This is a genomic window from Amycolatopsis sp. NBC_00348, assembly GCF_036114655.1.
Lineage (GTDB): Bacteria > Actinomycetota > Actinomycetes > Mycobacteriales > Pseudonocardiaceae > Amycolatopsis.
In genome coordinates this window covers 5,475,823-5,491,896 of record NZ_CP107994.1, presented here as the reverse complement: position 1 = coordinate 5,491,896, position 16,074 = coordinate 5,475,823, and the positions used below count along the sequence as shown (strand labels likewise).

Genomic DNA, 16,074 nt, shown 5'->3' with positions numbered 1-16,074 from the left:
GCCGTGCAACCAGACAACCCCGCGTTCCGTCCTGGACGTATGCGCAACGCGGTGAAACTGCTGGGGACGGGCCTGCTGCTGGTCACGATGACGGCGTGCGGTGCTTCTTCGACCGGGGCCGGGGCTCCCTCGGCCTCTTCGGCCACTCCGCCGCCGGTCAGCAGTACCGGGCCGGAGACGCCGACGACGGCACCGACCGTGCCGGGCACTGTGACGCCGACGTTCGACCCGCCGCCCCCGGGCACGGTCGGCCGCCCGACGCAGGGCATCGCCCCGGGTGACGACGTCATCGCCGAGACGCAGGTCGACGCGCGGGGGCTGCCGGAGGGCTACCCCCGCACGCTGACCCGCAGCCTGGACGGCAAGACGGTGCTGCTGGGCGCCGAGGAGGGCGGCTGCCGCCGTGTCTCGGCCCGGGTCGGCGAGCAGAGCGCGGCGCAGGTGGTCGTGCTGATCACGGTGACGTCCGGGACGAAGGGCCAGATGTGCCCGGACTACATCAAGGAGATCAGCATCCCGCTGGCGCTGGCCGCGCCCCTCGGCACCCGCACGGTCGTCCTCCGCCAAGGCTGACGCCCCCGCGCACTCGGAATGGCCGTGAAGGCCTCCTTACCGGCCATAAGAGCCGGGAAGGAGGCCTTCACGGCTTTCAGCGAGCGGCCGCCGCGGCCATGATCGGGTGCCAGCGGGTGGCGTCGAAGATCAGCGTGATCGACTCGATCCGGCCGTCCTGGAGGCGGAAGTGCTCCGCCGTGCGTTGTGTGCCCACCGGCGTCGCGGTGTGGACGTCGTAGACGAGCGTGGCCTCCGATTCGCCGTACAGCTCGCTGATCATCTCCACGCCCGAGACCACCTGGAGGAAGCCGGCGAGCCCGGCCAGGTGACCGTCGGCGTCGGCGCTGAGCAGCGGGCTCTCGAAGGTGAACGCGTCGGCCAGGCGCGCGGCCGCGGCGGGCACGTCGCCGGCGAACCTCGCCCGGTGGTAGGCCTGAACAGTCTCGCGGGTCGTCATTTCCGTTCCTCCAGGTAGCGGGCCAAGTGGTGCTGGTTTTCCACGACACGCAGGCACAAGTGCCGCAGCAGCGCGGTTTCACCGGGGGTGAAGCCGCGGAAGACGGCCGCCATGGCCGCCTGGGACGGGCGCCGGAAATCCTCCAGCCACGTCCGCCCGGCCGGGGTGATCCGGGCGAGCACGGACCGCCGGTCCGCCGGGGCGGGGACGCGCTCGGCGAGCCCGCCCCGCTCGAGCGTGTCGACCAGGCCGGTCACGTTCCGCGAGCTCACCCCGGCGGCGCCGGCCAGGTCCTTGATGCTGATCCCGGCCTCGCTCCCGCCGATCCGGATCAGGACGTCGAGGGCGCCCGGGCTCAGCCCGCGGCTGTCGGTCCCGTGCGAGCGCAGCCAGTCCAGGCCGCGCGCGGCCGTCCGGACGGCCGCGGCCGCTTCCAGCGGGCCGAGGTCGTCGTCGACGGCGAAGTCGCCGAGCGCGGCCCGGACCCGAGGGTCGAACAGCCGGTCTTCAGGGTCACGAGCGAAATCTACGTCCTTCATGATGAAGCACTACATTAGTACGTACTTCTACATTTGTCATCGATCTTCGTGCAACCCCGTGCGGCACCCGTTCCGTCCTGGACGCATGAGGTACTCAGCGAAGGTGGTCGGGACAGGCGCACTCCTCTTCATGGTGACGGCCTGCGCCGGCCAGGACATGCCCATCAGCCAGCCCGCTTCCGGCGGCGACTCGGCAGCCCCCTCCGGCAGCGTTTCGACGTCGCCGAGCGAGTCGGTGCTGCCGACGGCGCCCTCGGCGAACCCGCCGGGCAAACCCCGGCTCACCGTGCCCGAAGGCAGTACCCCGGTGCCGCCGAACAAGGTCGACGCGGCGGCGCTGCCGGCCAGCTACCCGCACGAGGTGTGGACGGCGAACGGCGGCACGATCCTCAACATCCGCGCCCAGGAGGGCGGCTGCGGCCACGCCCTCGGCGAGGCGACCGAGCAGGCCGGCGACCGCGTCGTCGTCAACCTGAGCGAGACGAAGGCGCAGACCGGCCAGATGTGCACGATGGACATCCGGTTCCCGGTGATCTCCGTCGCGCTGGCCGCGCCGCTGGACCAGCGCACCGTCGTACTCAAGACGACCAAATGATCTAGGCTCGGGTGATGGGAAGCCGCCAGGTCTCACGCACCACGATCGTCGCCACGACCCCGGAGAAGATCTTCGGGCTCCTGGCCGATCCGGCCCAGCACCCGCTCATCGACGGATCGGGCACGGTCCGGGCGCCCCAGGCGGGGGGCCCGGACCGACTCGCGCTCGGCACGAAGTTCGGCATGGACATGAAGATGGGCGCGTCCTACAAGGTCCTCAACACCGTGGTCGAGTACGAAGAGGGCCGCCTGATCGCGTGGCGCCACTTCAACGGCCACCGCTGGCGCTGGCGCCTCGAGCCCCTCGACGGCGGCCGCACCGAGGTCACCGAGACGTTCGACTGGTCGACGGCGAAGTTCCCGCTCGCGATCAGCCTCAGCCCGTTCCCGCGCAAGAACGCCCAGGGCATCGAGAAGACGCTGGCCCGGCTCACGGAGCTGTTCCCGGCCTGACCGGGTGGTCCGCGTCACCCGGGCCGGCCGGTAATTAGTTGTACAGTGCTTAATATTGCCACTTGCAACTAGTTTGGGGGCGTAGTGCCTCAGCCGGTCCGGCGGCGGGTGGTCCTCGCCGTCTGCTGCATGAGCCTGTTCATCGTCGGGCTCGACAACACGATCGTGAACCTCGCGCTGCCGTCGATCCGGCGCGAACTGGGCGCGTCGGTGTCCAGTCTGCAGTGGACGATCGACGCCTACACGCTCGTGCTGGCCAGCCTGCTCATGCTCTCGGGCTCGACGGCGGACCGCATCGGCCGCCGCCGGACGTTCCAGACCGGCCTCGCCCTGTTCAGCCTCGGCTCGCTGCTGTGCGGGATCGCGCCGAACATCGGCTCGCTCGTCGCGTTCCGCGCGCTGCAGGCGATCGGCGGCTCGATGCTCAACCCGGTCGCGCTGTCCATCGTCACCAACATCTTCACCGAACCCCGCGAACGCGCCCGCGCGATCGGCGTCTGGGCCGGGGTCGTCGGGCTGAGCATGGCCGTCGGGCCGGTGCTGGGCGGCGCGCTCGTCGACTGGGCGGGCTGGCGCTCGATCTTCTGGATCAACGTCCCGGTCGGGGTGGCCGCGATCGTGCTCACGGCGGTGTTCGTCCCCGAGTCGCGGTCCCCGTACCCCCGCCGGCTCGACCCGGTGGGGCAGTTGCTGGTCATCGTCCTGCTGGCGTCGGTCACCTACGGGATCATCGAAGGGCGCGGCGCCGGCTGGGGCTCGCCGGAGATCATCGGCTGTTTCGTGCTCGCCGCGGTGGCGCTGGCCGTGCTGCTGCCCTACGAACGCCGTCGCCGGGATCCGTTGCTGGACCTGAAGTTCTTCCGCAGCGTGCCGTTCTCCGGCGCGACGCTGACCGCCGTCACGGGGCTCGCGGCGCTGTCGGGGTTCCTGTTCCTCAACTCGCTCTACCTGCAGGACGCCCGCGGGCTGTCCGCGCTGGACGCGGGCCTGCTGACGCTGCCGATGGCGGCGGTGACGGCCGTGTTCGCGCCGCTGTCCGGCCGGCTGGTCGGCGCGCGCGGGCCACGGCTGCCGCTGCTCGTCGCCGGCGCGGGGATCGCGGCGTCGGGGGTCGTGCTCTCCGGGATCAGCCCGACCACCCCGATTCCCGTGCTGATGCTGGGTTACGTGTGCTTCGGCGCCGGGTTCGGCATGCTCAACGCGCCGATCACGAACGCCGCGGTGTCCGGCATGCCGCGGGAGCGCGCCGGGCTCGCCGCGGCCGTCGCCTCGACCAGCCGCCAGATCGGGATCTCCCTCGGCGTGGCCGTGATCGGCGTGGTCGTCGCCTCGAGCGACGGGCTGCCGCCGGGGACGGGCCGCACCGGCTGGGTGATCATCGCCGGCTGCGGGGTGGTGGTGTTCGCGCTGGGGCTGATCACCACCGGCCGGTGGGCGCGGGCGACCGCCGCGCGCGTCAGTGGTCCGGACCACCTCGGCGAGCCCGTGACCTCGGCTTCGGGAAACTAGGGCGAAAAAGTCCCGCATCTCGGTGAACCACCTTCGTTACCGGGCCGTATTCCCGGATGAGGTGGTGATCAGAGAGGAACGGAACATGCCCCGGTTGAGTAGTGGTCGGCACCGCAAGCGAGCGACCATCGGACTGGCCGCGCTGCTGGGCGTTTCCGGCGTCACGGCGGCCGCGATCGCGCTGAGCAGCCCCGCGAGCAACGCGGCCGAGGCACCCAAGGAGAACTGCGGGGGACTCGACACCGCGCTGCAGAACAACCTGAACTTCATCGCCGGCCAGCAGGCGAACCCGGACGCGCAGTCGGCCGCGAGGATCGCCAACCGCCAGGCGGTGGTGGACCTCATCCAGCAACGGCGGGTGGTCGCGGAGTGCACCGCGAACGTCGTCGCGAACAACGGCCAGGCGGCCCCGGCGCAACAGGCTCCGGCCCAGCAGGCGCCCGTGCAACAGGCCCCGGCCCAGCAGGCGCCCGCACAGCAGGCTCCGGCGCAGCAGCAGAACCAGAACGGTGCCGCGACGGGCGACGTGGTGTGCGCCGGCTCGACCGTGACGCTCTCGGGCGAGGCCGGTGCGCCGGCGGCGTCGAGCAACCAGTTCCCCGCGGGGACCAAGCTGAAGGTGACGAACCTCGACAACTCGAAGTCCACCACCGTGACGGTGACGTCGGTGTCGGGCAGCTGCGCGCTGCTCAACAACGCGGCCTTCGAGCAGGTTCGGGAACCCGGAAAGTTCCTCATCCGGCGCGCGCGGATCGAGCGCGTCGGCTGAGGGAGCAGGGAAGGAGGGGAGCACTGGCGGCGGGCTGGTGCTCCCTTCCCCGCCCTGATCACGCGACGAAGCCCCTCCGGCCACTGTGGACGGCCGGAGGGGCTTCGCGTGCGTTGCGGGTGTTACCGGGTCAGCGGAAGCTGATCTGCAGCACCGGATCGCCGGTGCTGGCGAAGAAGTCGTTGCCCTTGTCGTCGATCACGATGAACGCGGGGAAGTCCTCGACCTCGATCTTCCAGACGGCTTCCATGCCGAGCTCGGCGTACTCGAGGACGTCGACCTTCTTGATGCAGTCCTGCGCCAGCCGCGCGGCCGGGCCGCCGATCGAACCGAGGTAGAAACCGCCGTGCTCTTCGCACGCCGACGTCACCTGCTTCGAGCGGTTTCCCTTGGCCAGCATGACGAGTGAGCCGCCCGCGGCCTGGAACTGCGCGACGTAGGAGTCCATCCGCCCGGCCGTCGTCGGCCCGAACGAGCCGGACGCGTAGCCCTCCGGCGTCTTCGCCGGGCCCGCGTAGTACACCGGGTGGTTCTTGAGGTACTCCGGCATCTCCTCGCCGGCGTCGAGGCGCTCGGCGATCTTCGCGTGCGCGATGTCGCGGGCGACGACCAGCGGCCCGGACAGCGACAGCCGCGTCTTCACCGGCAGCTGCGAGAGCTGCGCGCGGATCTCGGCCATCGGCCGGTTGAGGTCGACCGACACGACGTCGTCGGAGAGGTCCTCCTCGGTGACCTCGGGCAGGAAGCGCGCCGGGTCGCGTTCGAGCTGCTCGATGAACACGCCGTCGGCGGTGATCTTGGCCTTGGCCTGCCGGTCGGCCGAGCAGGAGACGGCGATGCCGACCGGGCACGAGGCGCCGTGGCGGGGGAGCCGGATGACGCGGACGTCGTGGCAGAAGTACTTCCCGCCGAACTGCGCGCCGATGCCGAACTGGCGCGTCATCTCCAGGACCTGCTGCTCGAGGCTCGGGTCGCGGAAGGCGTGGCCGAGCTCGGAGCCCTCCTGCGGGAGGGTGTCGAGGTAGCGCGCGGAGGCGAGCTTCGCGACCTTCAGGTTGAACTCGGCGGACATGCCGCCGACGACGATCGCGAGGTGGTACGGCGGGCAGGCCGCGGTGCCGAGGCTGCGCAGCTTCTCGTCGAGGAACCGGGCGAGCCGCTTCGGGTTCAGGACGGCTTTCGTTTCCTGGTAGAGGAACGTCTTGTTGGCGCTGCCGCCGCCCTTGGCCATGAAGAGGAACTCGTAGGCCGGGTCGTCCTGGCCGTCCTTGTGGTAGAGCTCGACCTGCGCCGGCAGGTTCGTGCCGGTGTTGCGCTCGTCCCAGAAGTTGACCGGCGCCATCTGCGAGTACCGCAGGTTGAGCTGCTGGTAGGCGTCGAAGATGCCCCGCGAGAGCGCGCGCTCGTCGTCACCGCCGGTGAGGACGCCTTCGCCGCGCTTGCCGATGACGATCGCGGTGCCGGTGTCCTGGCACATGGGCAGCACCCCACCGGCCGAGATGGCGGCGTTGCGGAGCAGGTCCATGGCGACGAAGCGGTCGTTGCCGCTCGCCTCGGGGTCGTCGACGATCGCGCGCAGCTGCGTCAGGTGTGACGTGCGCAACAGGTGCTGGATGTCGGTGATGGCCGTGCGCGCCAGGGTGGTCAGCACCGCGGGGTCGACCTTCAGGAACTTCCGCCCGGCGGCTTCGAAGGTCTCGACGCCCTCGGCGGTGACCAGCCGGTACTCGGTGGTGGTGTCCTTGCCCAGCGGGAGGACTTCGGTGTGCTGAAAAGTGGTGGTGGACGGCACTGCCAGGCTCCTTTGCCAGCTCCGGGATCGGTCCACCCTACGCAGGTGCGACGGCCACGCCCCAGAGGCATCCGGCCACTGTGGGCCACCCCACGGCCCGCAATCGCGCCCCCACCCTCCCTGGGGGGCGTGCCCTTGTCCAGTTTATCGGGGGCGCTCGGCGAAACCCGGGGAAAGCGGCAACCGGGGCCTGGTTGTCCACATCACGGCAGGGCTGTGGAAAGCCCGGTCCGGCGCGGAGGGAGCCGACCGGCCGAGCAGGCGAGCCGACTGCCTGGGTACGTGAGCCGACGGTCTGAGTGCGCGAGCCGACTGCCTGGGTACGCGAGGCGACCGTCTGGGAGCTGGGCGACGCCGGCGCCTGAGGTTTGGGTCGGGAGGCCGGGTCCACCCCGACGGACCCGACCTCCCGGGGAAAGCGCCCGGATGCGTGCACATCCAGTCGCGAGGCTTGTCGCCGTACCCCACCGGCCTTCACCCGACAGTGGCGTGACGTAGGTCATAAGTCAATCCGGCCGAACGGGTGTTGCGAAGGTTTGCTACCCACGTCATGTGGGGCCGAAACCTCAGTTTGGTGGCTTATTTTCCGATCGCGCCCGTGAACTGCGGGAACAATCGCGGGTTCGGGCACGAAAACGGGGCGGGCACGCACAGTGTGCGCGGCCCGCCCCGTCCGAGGTGGATCACCGTAAGTGGATCAACTGGCGTAGGCGCGGAGCCGGTCCGCGCGCTCGCCCTGGCGGAGCTTGGACATGACCTCGCGCTCGATCTGGCGGACGCGCTCGCGGGAGAGCCCGAAGTGCTTGCCGATCTGGTCGAGCGTGCGGGGCTGGCCGTCGTCCAGGCCGTAGCGCAGCCGGATGACGTGCTGCTCGCGGTCGTCCAGCGTCGCGAGCACGCGGCGCAGGTCGTCCTGCAGCAGGCCGGAGATCACGGCGCTCTCGGCGTCGGTCGCCTCGGAGTCCTCGATGAAGTCACCGAGCGGGGCGTCCTCTTCCGCGCCGACCGGCATGTCCAGGCTTACCGGGTCACGCGAGTGGTCGAGCAGGTCGGAGATCTTGTGGGCCGGGATGCCGGACTCCGCGGCCAGCTCTTCGTGCGTCGCGTCCCGCCCGAGCTGCTGGTGCAGGTCGCGCTTGATGCGGGCGAGCTTGTTGACCTGTTCCACCAGGTGGACCGGGAGGCGGATGGTGCGGCCCTGGTCGGCCATGCCCCGGGTGATGGCCTGCCGGATCCACCAGGTGGCGTAGGTCGAGAACTTGAACCCCTTGGAGTAGTCGAACTTCTCCACCGCGCGGATCAGGCCCAGGTTCCCCTCCTGGATCAGGTCCAGCAGCGGCATCCCCCGGCCGGTGTACCGCTTGGCCAGCGAGACGACCAGGCGCAGGTTGGCCTCGAGCAGGTGGTTCTTCGCCACGTGCCCGTCGCGCACCAAGGCGGACATCTCCGTGCGGCGCTTGGTCGTGAGGTTTTCCCCGGTGTCCAGCATGTGCTGGGCGAAAACGCCGGCTTCGATGCGCTTCGCGAGCTCCACCTCGTCGGCGGCCGACAGCAGCGCCGTCTTGCCGATACCGTTGAGGTAGACGCGGACCAGGTCGGCGGCCGGGCTCGGGGCGTCGAGGTCGCCGTCGGCGAGCGCCCCCGCGCTCGGCGGCTCCTCGGAGAACTGGCTCGGAATACGTTCGCGAATCCCGCGCGACTCGCGTTCGAGAGTCTGGACTGACATTCTGCCTCCCCGGTCACGGGCTGAACGTGCTGCGGTGGGTCACGCCGGGTGCGTACCCGCGGACCGAGGCCTGTGGAACCCGGTACGCCGGTCCGGCCGGCTTGGCTGGACATCTGGCACAACGCTCCGGGTTCCCAAAACGTTCCCGGCTCGCTGATAAGGAGACGGCTGCCGGAGCGCTCCGGTTGCTCCACCAATGCTGAGCTTTTCCTGAGAAGGATCAGGGTCCGGGAAACCTGAGAAGACCTTGAGAATTCGGTCAGGAAGTGAACCGCTCCGGAGTGGTCTAGACCTCTACGAGAACGGTGAACGGACCGTCGTTCACGCTCGAGACTGCCATCATCGCCCCGAAACGCCCCGTTTCGACGTGCGCGCCGCGCTCGCGCAGGTCAGCGACCACGGCGTCCACCAACGGCTCGGCGACCTCGGGCCGGGCGGCCTGCGTCCACGACGGCCGGCGCCCTTTCTTCGTGTCGCCGTAGAGCGTGAACTGGCTCACCACGAGCAACGGCGCATTCACCGTGGCGCATGATTCCTCGTCACGCAGGATGCGCAACTCGTGCAATTTGCGCGCCATCGTCGCGGCCTTCGCCGCGTCGTCGCCGACGTGGATTCCCAGCAGTACAAGCAAACCCGGTTCGGTGATGGCGCCGACCACCGCGCCATCGACCGTCACGTCCGCCCGGGTGACGCGGGCCGCGACCGCCCTCATCGCCCCGCCGGCACGAGCATCCCGTGCCGCACGAGCTCCCGGACGACGGGCAGCGCGGCGGCGGCCAGCTCGTCCGCTTCGAGGCCCTGGGCGGCCGCGAGCAGCTCGATGAGGTCCTCCAGCGGCAGCGCGCCGCGGCAGCCCGCGAGCAGCCGTGCGGCCAGGTCGTCGACCTCGTGCTGCCAGCCGGGGCCGTCGGTGCGGTGCAGCCGCCGGATCGACGTCGTCCAGCCCTCGTCGCCCGGTTCTTCGACGCTTTCCAGCAAAACGGTGTCGGGTACGACAAATCGGACATCAAGCAGGGAACCGGAATTGCGCAGCCATTCGACGCGGTCCAGCCAGCCCGCCGCTTCCGGGCCCAGCGGGTCGTCGTAAGCCTGCCGCAGGTCCTCGCACACCACGGTCGGTGTGCGCCCGGCCGCACGCCGCAGCGTCACGAAGCCGAAGCCGATGCCCCGGACGTCGTTGGCCGCGAACCAGTCGAGCCACGCCGCCGCCTTCACCCGGCCTTCGGGCGAGCGCGGGTCGATGCCCGCGTCCCGCAGCCACGTGCCGACGTAGAGCGCCGGGTCGGCGACGTCGCGCTGGACGAACCAGGCGTCGGTCTCGGCGGGCAGCCAGCGGCTCACCCGGTCGGCCCAGTCCTCGGTGCCGGTGTGCAGCCAGGACGCCAGCAGCTGGCCGACGCCGTCGTCGTTCAGGAACCCCGGCAGCTGCCGGATGACGAGCGCGCTCGCGTCGTCGCCCGCCAGCCCGGAGTCGCGGTAGGTGTAGTCGACGCGCGCCGGCCCGACCACGAACGGCGGGTTGCAGACGACCTGGTCGAACTTCCGCCGCGCGACCGGCGCGAACCACTCGCCGCGCACCAGCTCGACGTCCAGCTCGTTGAGCCGGAACGTCGCCGCGGCCAGCGCGAGGGCCCGCGCGGAGACGTCGGTGGCGGTGACGCGCCGGGCGTGCCGGGTCGCGTGCAGCGCCTGGACGCCGTTGCCGGTGCCCAGGTCGAGCAGGGTGCCGACCGGCCGGCGGGTGGTCGCGCGGATCAGCGACAGCGACGCGTGCCCGACGCCGAGCACGTGGTCCTCGGGCACGGTCGCGCCGAGGACGTCGGCGTCGAGGTCGGAGACGACCCACCAGGAGCCCTCCTCGTCGCCGTGCGGGCGGACGTCGAGGGCGGCGCGGTAGCCGCCGGCGACGGCGTCGAGCAGGCCGGCCGCGACGGCGTCTTCCGGAGTCAGCGGCGCGAACGCGGCCTTGACGGCGGTCTCCGGTTCCGTCCCGCCCAGCAGGAACAGCCGGATCAGCGTGCCGAGGTCACCCGCGTCCCGGCTCGCCCGGTCCGCCGGTTCCGGCTCGCCGCGGCCCAGCGCCGCGTGTGCGGCGCCGCCGAGGGCGGCCACCACGCCGTCGGCGTCGTAGGAGGTGCGCCGGAAGGCCTCGCGCAGCCGCGCGCAGACGTCGTCGGACAGGTCGGGCAGTACGCTTCGCGTGCTCACGGTGGGTAATGCTGCCACGATGGCTCCTGTGACCCTCGAAGACGTCCTCACCCCGCTCGACGCGGCGCTGCCCGAACTCGAAGCGCTGTACATCGACCTCCACCGCCACCCCGAGCTCTCCTTCGCCGAGACGCGCACGGCCGCGGAGCTGGCCCGGCGGCTGGAGCGCGACGGCTACGAGGTGCACACCGGCATCGCCGGCACCGGGGTGCTGGGTGTGCTGCGCAACGGCGAGGGCCCCACGGTGCAGTTGCGCGCCGACATCGACGCGCTGCCGGTCGAGGAGAAGACCGGGCTGTCGTACGCGAGCACCGAGCGCGGCACCGACGAGCACGGCACCGACGTCCCGGTCATGCACGCCTGCGGGCACGACATGCACGCCACCTGGCTGTCCGGGGCCGCGACGCTGCTCGCGCGCGGGCGCGACGCCTGGTCCGGCACGCTGCTCGTGGTGTTCCAGCCGGGGGAGGAGAGCGCGGGCGGCGCGTCGGCGATGGTCCGCGACGGCCTGTTCGACATCGCCGGGAAGCCCGACGTCGTGTTCGGCCAGCACCTCGTGCCCGGCCCGGCGGGCTGGGTGCTCACCCGCCCCGGCGTGATCATGGCGGCCACCGACACGCTGCGGATCACCCTGCACGGCCGCGGCGGCCACGGCTCGCGCCCCGAGACGACCGTCGACCCGGCCGTGCTGGCCGCGTCCGTCGTGCTCAAGCTGCAGACGATCGTCTCGCGCGAGATCGCCGCGACCGACTCGGCCGTGGTCACCGTCGGCTCGCTGCACGTGGGCACCGCGAGCAACGTGATCGCCGACGACGCCGTCCTGGAGGTCAACGTCCGGTCGTTCGACCAGGCGGTCCGCGAGCGCGTGCTGGCCGCGGTCGAACGGATCGTCAACGGCGAAGCCGCCACGGCCGGTGCGCCGAAGCCGCCCGAGATCGTCCGGTTCGGCTCCTACCCGATCACGGAGAACGACGAAGCGGCCAACAACGCGCTCGCCGAGGTCTTCCTCGCCCACTTCGGCCCCGAGGTGACCATGCCGGCGCCGCTGATCACCGGCAGTGAGGACTTCAGCGAGTTCGGCCGGGCGGCCGGCGCGCCGTCGGTGTTCTGGCTGGTCGGCGGGTTCGACCCGGAGACGGTGATCACGGCGATGACCGAAGGCCGCTTCGAACGCGACATCCCGTCCAACCACTCGCCGCGGTTCGCCCCGGTGCTGCACCCGACCCTGCGCACCGGCATCGAGACGCTCGTCTCGGCCGCGTTGAGCCGGTTGGCCCACCCCGGTGTCGCCTGAGCCGCACCGGTGAGACGATGGACGGCGGAGGTGGTGCAGTGACCATGCCCGCCAACGACTCGGACCCGGTGCTGATCACCGGGGCGGCCCCGTCGTACGAAGAGCAGTTCAGGGCTCGCAAGCGCAAGTACGTCATCATGATGGCGTGCCGCATCCCGTGTCTGATCCTCGCCGGGCTGACCTACCACGTGTGGTGGCTGGCGCTCGGGTTCCTCGCGATCTCGGTGCCGCTGCCGTGGATCGCGGTGCTGATCGCCAACGACAGCCCGCCGCGCAAGACCGAGAAGGTCAACCGCTTCCAGGCCGAGCCGACGGCGATCGAGCACACCACCCACCGCGTCATCGACGGCTGAGCCACGTCCCGGCTCGTGAGTGGTAATGAGGGTTCTAACCCGAATTACCACTCACGACGGCTGCGGGCCCACCTTCCCGACGGCCAGCGCGCCCAGCCGCACGCCGTGGCGCAGGATGTCCACAGTGGACTCCCCGGCCAGCCAGCCGGTGAGCACGCCCGCGTCGAACGCGTCGCCCGCGCCCGTCGAGTCGACGCAGTCGGCCTCGATCGCGGGCACGCTCGTGACGCCGCCGCCGTCGACCCAGCTCGCGCCGTTCAGGCCGGCGGTGACCACCACCGCGCCGACCGCGCCGAGCAGCTCCTTCGCCGACGCGGGGTCCGCTGAGCCGGTCAGCGCGACCAGCTCCTCGGTGTTCGGCATCAGCAGGTCGACGCCGCGGACGTCGTCGAGGAACGCCGCCGGGTCGGTGATGTGCGCCGCCGCCTGCGGGTCCACCGACGTCGTCAGGCCCAGCTCCCGGGCGAGCGCCAGCGACGCGAGACCCGCGGCCCGCGACGGCGGGTCGAGCAGCACGTAACCGGACAGGTGCAGGTGCCCCGCCCCGGCCAGCGCCTCCGGCGTGACGTCCTCGGGCGCGAAGCGCTGGTTGGCGCCGCGGTCGGCGAGCATGCTCCGCTGCCCGGTGGCGTCGACCATCACCACGACGCAGCACGTCGGCGCCTCGGCGTCGACGGCGAACGCGCAGCGCACGCCCGCGGCCTCCAGCTCGGCCTTGATCAGCCGGCCGCCAGGGTCGTCGCCGATGCGCGCGAGCAGCGTCGTGTCCGCGTCCAGCGAACGCAGCCACAGCGCCGTGTTGGCGCCCGAGCCGCCACCGGTGAACCGGATCTTCGCGCGGGCGTCGCCGCCGTGCGGCAACGGCTTGTCGTGCCGGGCGATCACGTCGAGGGCCGCGTCGCCGACCACCACGATGCCGGTCATGCGCACACCTCGCTGACGCTCGGTGCGGCCTGACCGGCCGGCGCAGTGTTGATTGATTCACTCGCAAGCTCGATCATGCCAGCGCCACCGCGACGTCGGTCGCCAGCTTCGCGTTGTTCAGCACCAGCGCCTCGTTCGCGTCGATGCTCACCCCGCCGCTCGCGGTGTGGAAGTGCTCCAGCAGCACCGGCGTGACCTCGGCGCCGTGCACGCCCCGCTCGGCCACCAGCGCCAGGCCCTCGGCGAGCAGCCGGTCGTGCAGCTCTTTGTCCATTTCGGACGCTTCCGGGATCGGGTTCGCCAGCAGAACACCGGAATCCGCGTACGCGCGGTGCGCGGCGACCACCGCGGCGGCCTGCTTCGCGTCGTCCACCCGCCAGCCCACGGCGTGCCCGGACGAGCGCAGGTAGAACGCCGGGAAGTCGTCGGTGCGGTACCCCAGCACCGGCACCGAGTTCGTCTCGAGGACTTCGAGGGTCGCCGGGATGTCGAGCACCGACTTCACGCCGGAGCAGACGACCACGGTCGGCACCTTCGCGAGCACGCCGAGGTCCGCCGAGACGTCCCAGGACTGCGCGGCGCCGACGTGCACCCCGCCCAGGCCGCCGGTGGCGAACATCCCGATGCCGGCCGCGGCGGCCAGCGCCGACGTGCTCGCGACGGTCGTCGCGCCCGAGCGGCCGAGGCCGACGGCCGGGCCGAGGTCGCGCAGCGACAGCTTGTCCAGCCCGGCGTCCGGCGCGCAGACGCGCTCCAGCTCGGCGGGGGAGAGGCCGACGACGACGCGGCCGTCGAGCACCGCGATGGTGGCCGGGACGGCGCCGCCGTCGCGCACCACGCGCTCGAGGCGCCGGGCGACGTCGAGGTTGCGGCCCGGCGGCAGGCCGTGGGACAGGATGGTGCTCTCCAGCGCGACGACGGGGTGCCCGTCACGCAGCGCGGAAGCGACCTCTTCGTGCAGGTTGAGTGGGGTGGTCACGAGGAACCATCATCGGTGATCGGGTCGGTCCCGGCGCCAGCGGGTCAGCTCGGCCGTCAGGTTCTTTTCCGCGGCGGTCGCCCAGCGTGCCCGCGCGGCTTCGCTGCGGTAGAGCGTCCGCGACAGCATGCCTTCGAGGACGGCGATGCGCCCTTCGCGCCAGACGTCGTCGGGGTACTTCGCGTACTCCTGGCGCACGGCTTCGGCGTACCCCGCGTACTGCGCTTCGGGCGCGCCCAGGATGGCGAGGTCGGCGTCGAGCAGCGCGGTGGCGAGGTGGTCGCCGGCCGGGGCGTCGTGCTTGATCGTGGCCAGGATCAGGCCTTCGACGCGCTCGACCTGCGCTTCGGCGACCCCGGTCAGCGCTTCCCGGGCCCAGGCCGCGCTCGCGCGCTCGTCTTCGCCGGGCTTCGCGTCGTAGACGACGTCGTGCGTCCACGCGGCGACGGCGACGACGGCCCGGTCGGTCTCCCCGAGACCGCCGGCCAGCCAGGCGGAGTCACGCGCGACGGCGGCCGCGTGGGTGAGCGTGTGGTAACGGCGATGGGGCTCTCCGTAACGGCTTTCGAGCCGGGGCCAGGCATCCGGCGTGCCGCCGAGCGCGGCGATCGCTTCGGCCCACTTCACGGGAACGTCCAGCGCGTCGGGGTGTTCGTGAAGTCCTTCTCCCGCAACCCGATCACCTTCTCCGGCCGCAGCCGCATCGACGCGTTGGCGGCCGGTTCGAGGAAGTCTTCCTCGTACGACGTCCGGTACTTGGCGTTCATCGCGTCCAGGAACTCCCGCAGCGCCGCCGGATCGGTGACGACCTCGGCGGTGCCCTCGACGACGACCGGCTCGTACGGGTCGTCCGTCGCGATCGACACCGCCGAGCCCGCGGCGACGTTGCGGGCCTTCACCGACCGCAGCGACGACGAAAACCACATCACCTCGCCGGTCCACACCGCCCACACCGGCATCAGGTGCGGGCGCCCCGCCGGGGTCACCGTGGCGAGCCAGAAGTCGTGGGACGCGCGCAGCCGCTCGTCGGCCCACGACCAGGGCAGCAGGCCCTGGCCGGCGGGCGCGATCCCGTACCCGGGCATGTACGGACGGTGCGTCTCCACGGCTAGTCGAAGATCCCGCGCGGCCGCGCCACCTGGTCGAACCAGTCGTCGAGCTGCTTCTCCCAGTTCACGTCCGGCTTCATCGTGAACAGGCCCAGGAACTCCTGGCCGCGGCCGCCGAAGCCGCCGGTCTTGCTCACCCGGACCCGCTTGGTGACCTCCAGGACGACGTCGGCGCGCTCCGACGACGTCAGGAACGTGACCGCGACCTGGGAAAAGACGCTCGCGAAGCGCGGTGAAGGCGCGAAGCGGATCTCTTGGAAGAAGGCGAGCTGCTGGTTCGCGCCGTTGATCCGGCCCTGCTCCAGGATCGCCTCGTGGTAGACGAAACCGATCCGGCCGAGTGCGTCGAGGACCCGCTTCTGTGCCGGGAGCGGCTCGATCGCGACGGCGTCGGCGTCGAACGGGTCGGACACGGCGGCCGCGAGGTCCAGCTCGGCGCGCACGCCGACCGCTGTCCCCACCAGGGGCTTGCCGAAGACGCTCGTGACCGGCGTCTCCCAGGGCAGCGGGATCTCGAACGGCACGCGCACCTGCTGGCCGGCGCGGATGGTCTCGCGGCCGACGAGCTGCTGCGCACCGAACGGGAGGTCTTCGGTCTTGTCCTCGCCGGGGACCTGGACGCGGGCCAGCAGCGTCACGCCCAGCGCGTTGATCTCCTGGTCGACCTCGCCGCCGAGCAGCAGGACCTCGCCGTGCAACGGGCGGCCGGGGGCGGCCGTGCGGTCGAGCAGGCGGGCGTCGATCTTCGCTCCGCCCGAGCCGAACGTCGCGAGCACCTTCTGGAACATGCCGCCGATCCTGCCAGGCCGAGGG

Annotated in this window: 18 protein-coding genes; 7 read left to right on the top strand and 11 right to left on the bottom strand. The window is 71.5% G+C overall.

Translation table 11 applies throughout. The features are described from left to right. The first annotated feature begins 39 nt into the window (after positions 1–39). Positions 40–573, top strand: a complete 534-nt coding sequence (locus OHS58_RS23400; protein ID WP_326954826.1) for a hypothetical protein — start codon at positions 40–42, stop codon at positions 571–573. A gap of 76 nt (positions 574–649) precedes the next feature. On the opposite strand, the gene OHS58_RS23395 is transcribed toward OHS58_RS23400, so the two are convergent. Further along, a complete protein-coding gene (locus OHS58_RS23395) occupies positions 650–1,012 on the bottom strand; it encodes a hypothetical protein (protein ID WP_328643997.1) in 363 nt (120 codons plus the stop codon). After that, positions 1,009–1,551, bottom strand: coding sequence for a MarR family winged helix-turn-helix transcriptional regulator (locus OHS58_RS23390; RefSeq protein ID WP_326947664.1), 543 nt, complete (start codon positions 1,549–1,551; stop codon positions 1,009–1,011). Before OHS58_RS23390 ends, OHS58_RS23395 begins: the two co-directional genes overlap by 4 nt. Before the next feature lie 85 nt (positions 1,552–1,636). On the opposite strand from OHS58_RS23390, the gene OHS58_RS23385 reads away from it, so the two are divergent. From OHS58_RS23385 to OHS58_RS23370, 4 genes are all read left to right on the top strand, one after another. After that, positions 1,637–2,146: a hypothetical protein gene (locus tag OHS58_RS23385; protein WP_326947665.1), complete on the top strand. Its 510-nt coding sequence runs from the start codon at positions 1,637–1,639 to the stop codon at positions 2,144–2,146. A gap of 14 nt (positions 2,147–2,160) precedes the next feature. Continuing rightward, positions 2,161–2,598, top strand: coding sequence for an SRPBCC family protein (locus OHS58_RS23380; RefSeq protein ID WP_328643996.1), 438 nt, complete (start codon positions 2,161–2,163; stop codon positions 2,596–2,598). 84 nt (positions 2,599–2,682) lie between these two features. Continuing rightward, complete coding sequence (locus OHS58_RS23375) at positions 2,683–4,107, top strand: MFS transporter (protein ID WP_328643995.1); 1,425 nt, start codon at positions 2,683–2,685, stop codon at positions 4,105–4,107. An 85-nt stretch (positions 4,108–4,192) separates the two neighbouring features. Next, positions 4,193–4,876: a hypothetical protein gene (locus tag OHS58_RS23370; protein ID WP_247063484.1), complete on the top strand. Its 684-nt coding sequence runs from the start codon at positions 4,193–4,195 to the stop codon at positions 4,874–4,876. A gap of 130 nt (positions 4,877–5,006) precedes the next feature. Here OHS58_RS23370 and OHS58_RS23365 read toward each other — a convergent pair whose 3' ends face one another. From OHS58_RS23365 to OHS58_RS23350, 4 genes are all read right to left on the bottom strand, one after another. Further along, the gene (locus OHS58_RS23365; RefSeq protein WP_326947667.1) at positions 5,007–6,668 is read right to left on the bottom strand and encodes a fumarate hydratase; all 1,662 of its coding nucleotides are present in this window, start codon (positions 6,666–6,668) and stop codon (positions 5,007–5,009) included. Positions 6,669–7,365: 697 nt separating this feature from the next. Next, on the bottom strand, positions 7,366–8,394 hold the full coding sequence (locus OHS58_RS23360) for a sigma-70 family RNA polymerase sigma factor (protein ID WP_326947668.1): 1,029 nt from the start codon (positions 8,392–8,394) through the stop codon (positions 7,366–7,368). Between the two features lie 286 nt (positions 8,395–8,680). Next, complete coding sequence (gene dtd / locus OHS58_RS23355; protein ID WP_328643994.1) at positions 8,681–9,106, bottom strand: D-aminoacyl-tRNA deacylase; 426 nt, start codon at positions 9,104–9,106, stop codon at positions 8,681–8,683. Next, positions 9,103–10,602: a DUF7782 domain-containing protein gene (locus tag OHS58_RS23350; RefSeq protein ID WP_326947670.1), complete on the bottom strand. Its 1,500-nt coding sequence runs from the start codon at positions 10,600–10,602 to the stop codon at positions 9,103–9,105. The genes dtd and OHS58_RS23350 overlap by 4 nt, the downstream gene beginning before the upstream one ends. Positions 10,603–10,630: 28 nt before the next feature. On the opposite strand from OHS58_RS23350, the gene OHS58_RS23345 reads away from it, so the two are divergent. Together OHS58_RS23345 and OHS58_RS23340 are read left to right on the top strand one after the other, a co-directional pair. After that, the gene (locus OHS58_RS23345; RefSeq protein WP_326951471.1) at positions 10,631–11,896 is read left to right on the top strand and encodes an amidohydrolase; all 1,266 of its coding nucleotides are present in this window, start codon (positions 10,631–10,633) and stop codon (positions 11,894–11,896) included. 17 nt (positions 11,897–11,913) lie between these two features. Continuing rightward, complete coding sequence (locus OHS58_RS23340) at positions 11,914–12,249, top strand: DUF3099 domain-containing protein (protein WP_247063491.1); 336 nt, start codon at positions 11,914–11,916, stop codon at positions 12,247–12,249. A gap of 51 nt (positions 12,250–12,300) precedes the next feature. Here OHS58_RS23340 and OHS58_RS23335 read toward each other — a convergent pair whose 3' ends face one another. From OHS58_RS23335 to OHS58_RS23315, 5 genes are all read right to left on the bottom strand, one after another. Next, positions 12,301–13,173 (bottom strand): carbohydrate kinase family protein, encoded by an 873-nt coding sequence (locus OHS58_RS23335; RefSeq protein ID WP_328643993.1) that lies wholly within the window; start codon positions 13,171–13,173, stop codon positions 12,301–12,303. A gap of 73 nt (positions 13,174–13,246) precedes the next feature. Beyond that, positions 13,247–14,152 (bottom strand): pseudouridine-5'-phosphate glycosidase, encoded by a 906-nt coding sequence (locus tag OHS58_RS23330; protein WP_328643992.1) that lies wholly within the window; start codon positions 14,150–14,152, stop codon positions 13,247–13,249. Between the two features lie 9 nt (positions 14,153–14,161). Then, positions 14,162–14,779, bottom strand: coding sequence for an HD domain-containing protein (locus OHS58_RS23325; protein ID WP_328643991.1), 618 nt, complete (start codon positions 14,777–14,779; stop codon positions 14,162–14,164). Further along, a complete protein-coding gene (locus OHS58_RS23320; RefSeq protein WP_328614874.1) occupies positions 14,776–15,237 on the bottom strand; it encodes a TIGR03618 family F420-dependent PPOX class oxidoreductase in 462 nt (153 codons plus the stop codon). Before OHS58_RS23320 ends, OHS58_RS23325 begins: the two co-directional genes overlap by 4 nt. 23 nt (positions 15,238–15,260) lie before the next feature. Next, on the bottom strand, positions 15,261–16,049 hold the full coding sequence (locus tag OHS58_RS23315) for a sporulation protein (protein WP_328643990.1): 789 nt from the start codon (positions 16,047–16,049) through the stop codon (positions 15,261–15,263). Positions 16,050–16,074 lie beyond the last annotated feature (25 nt).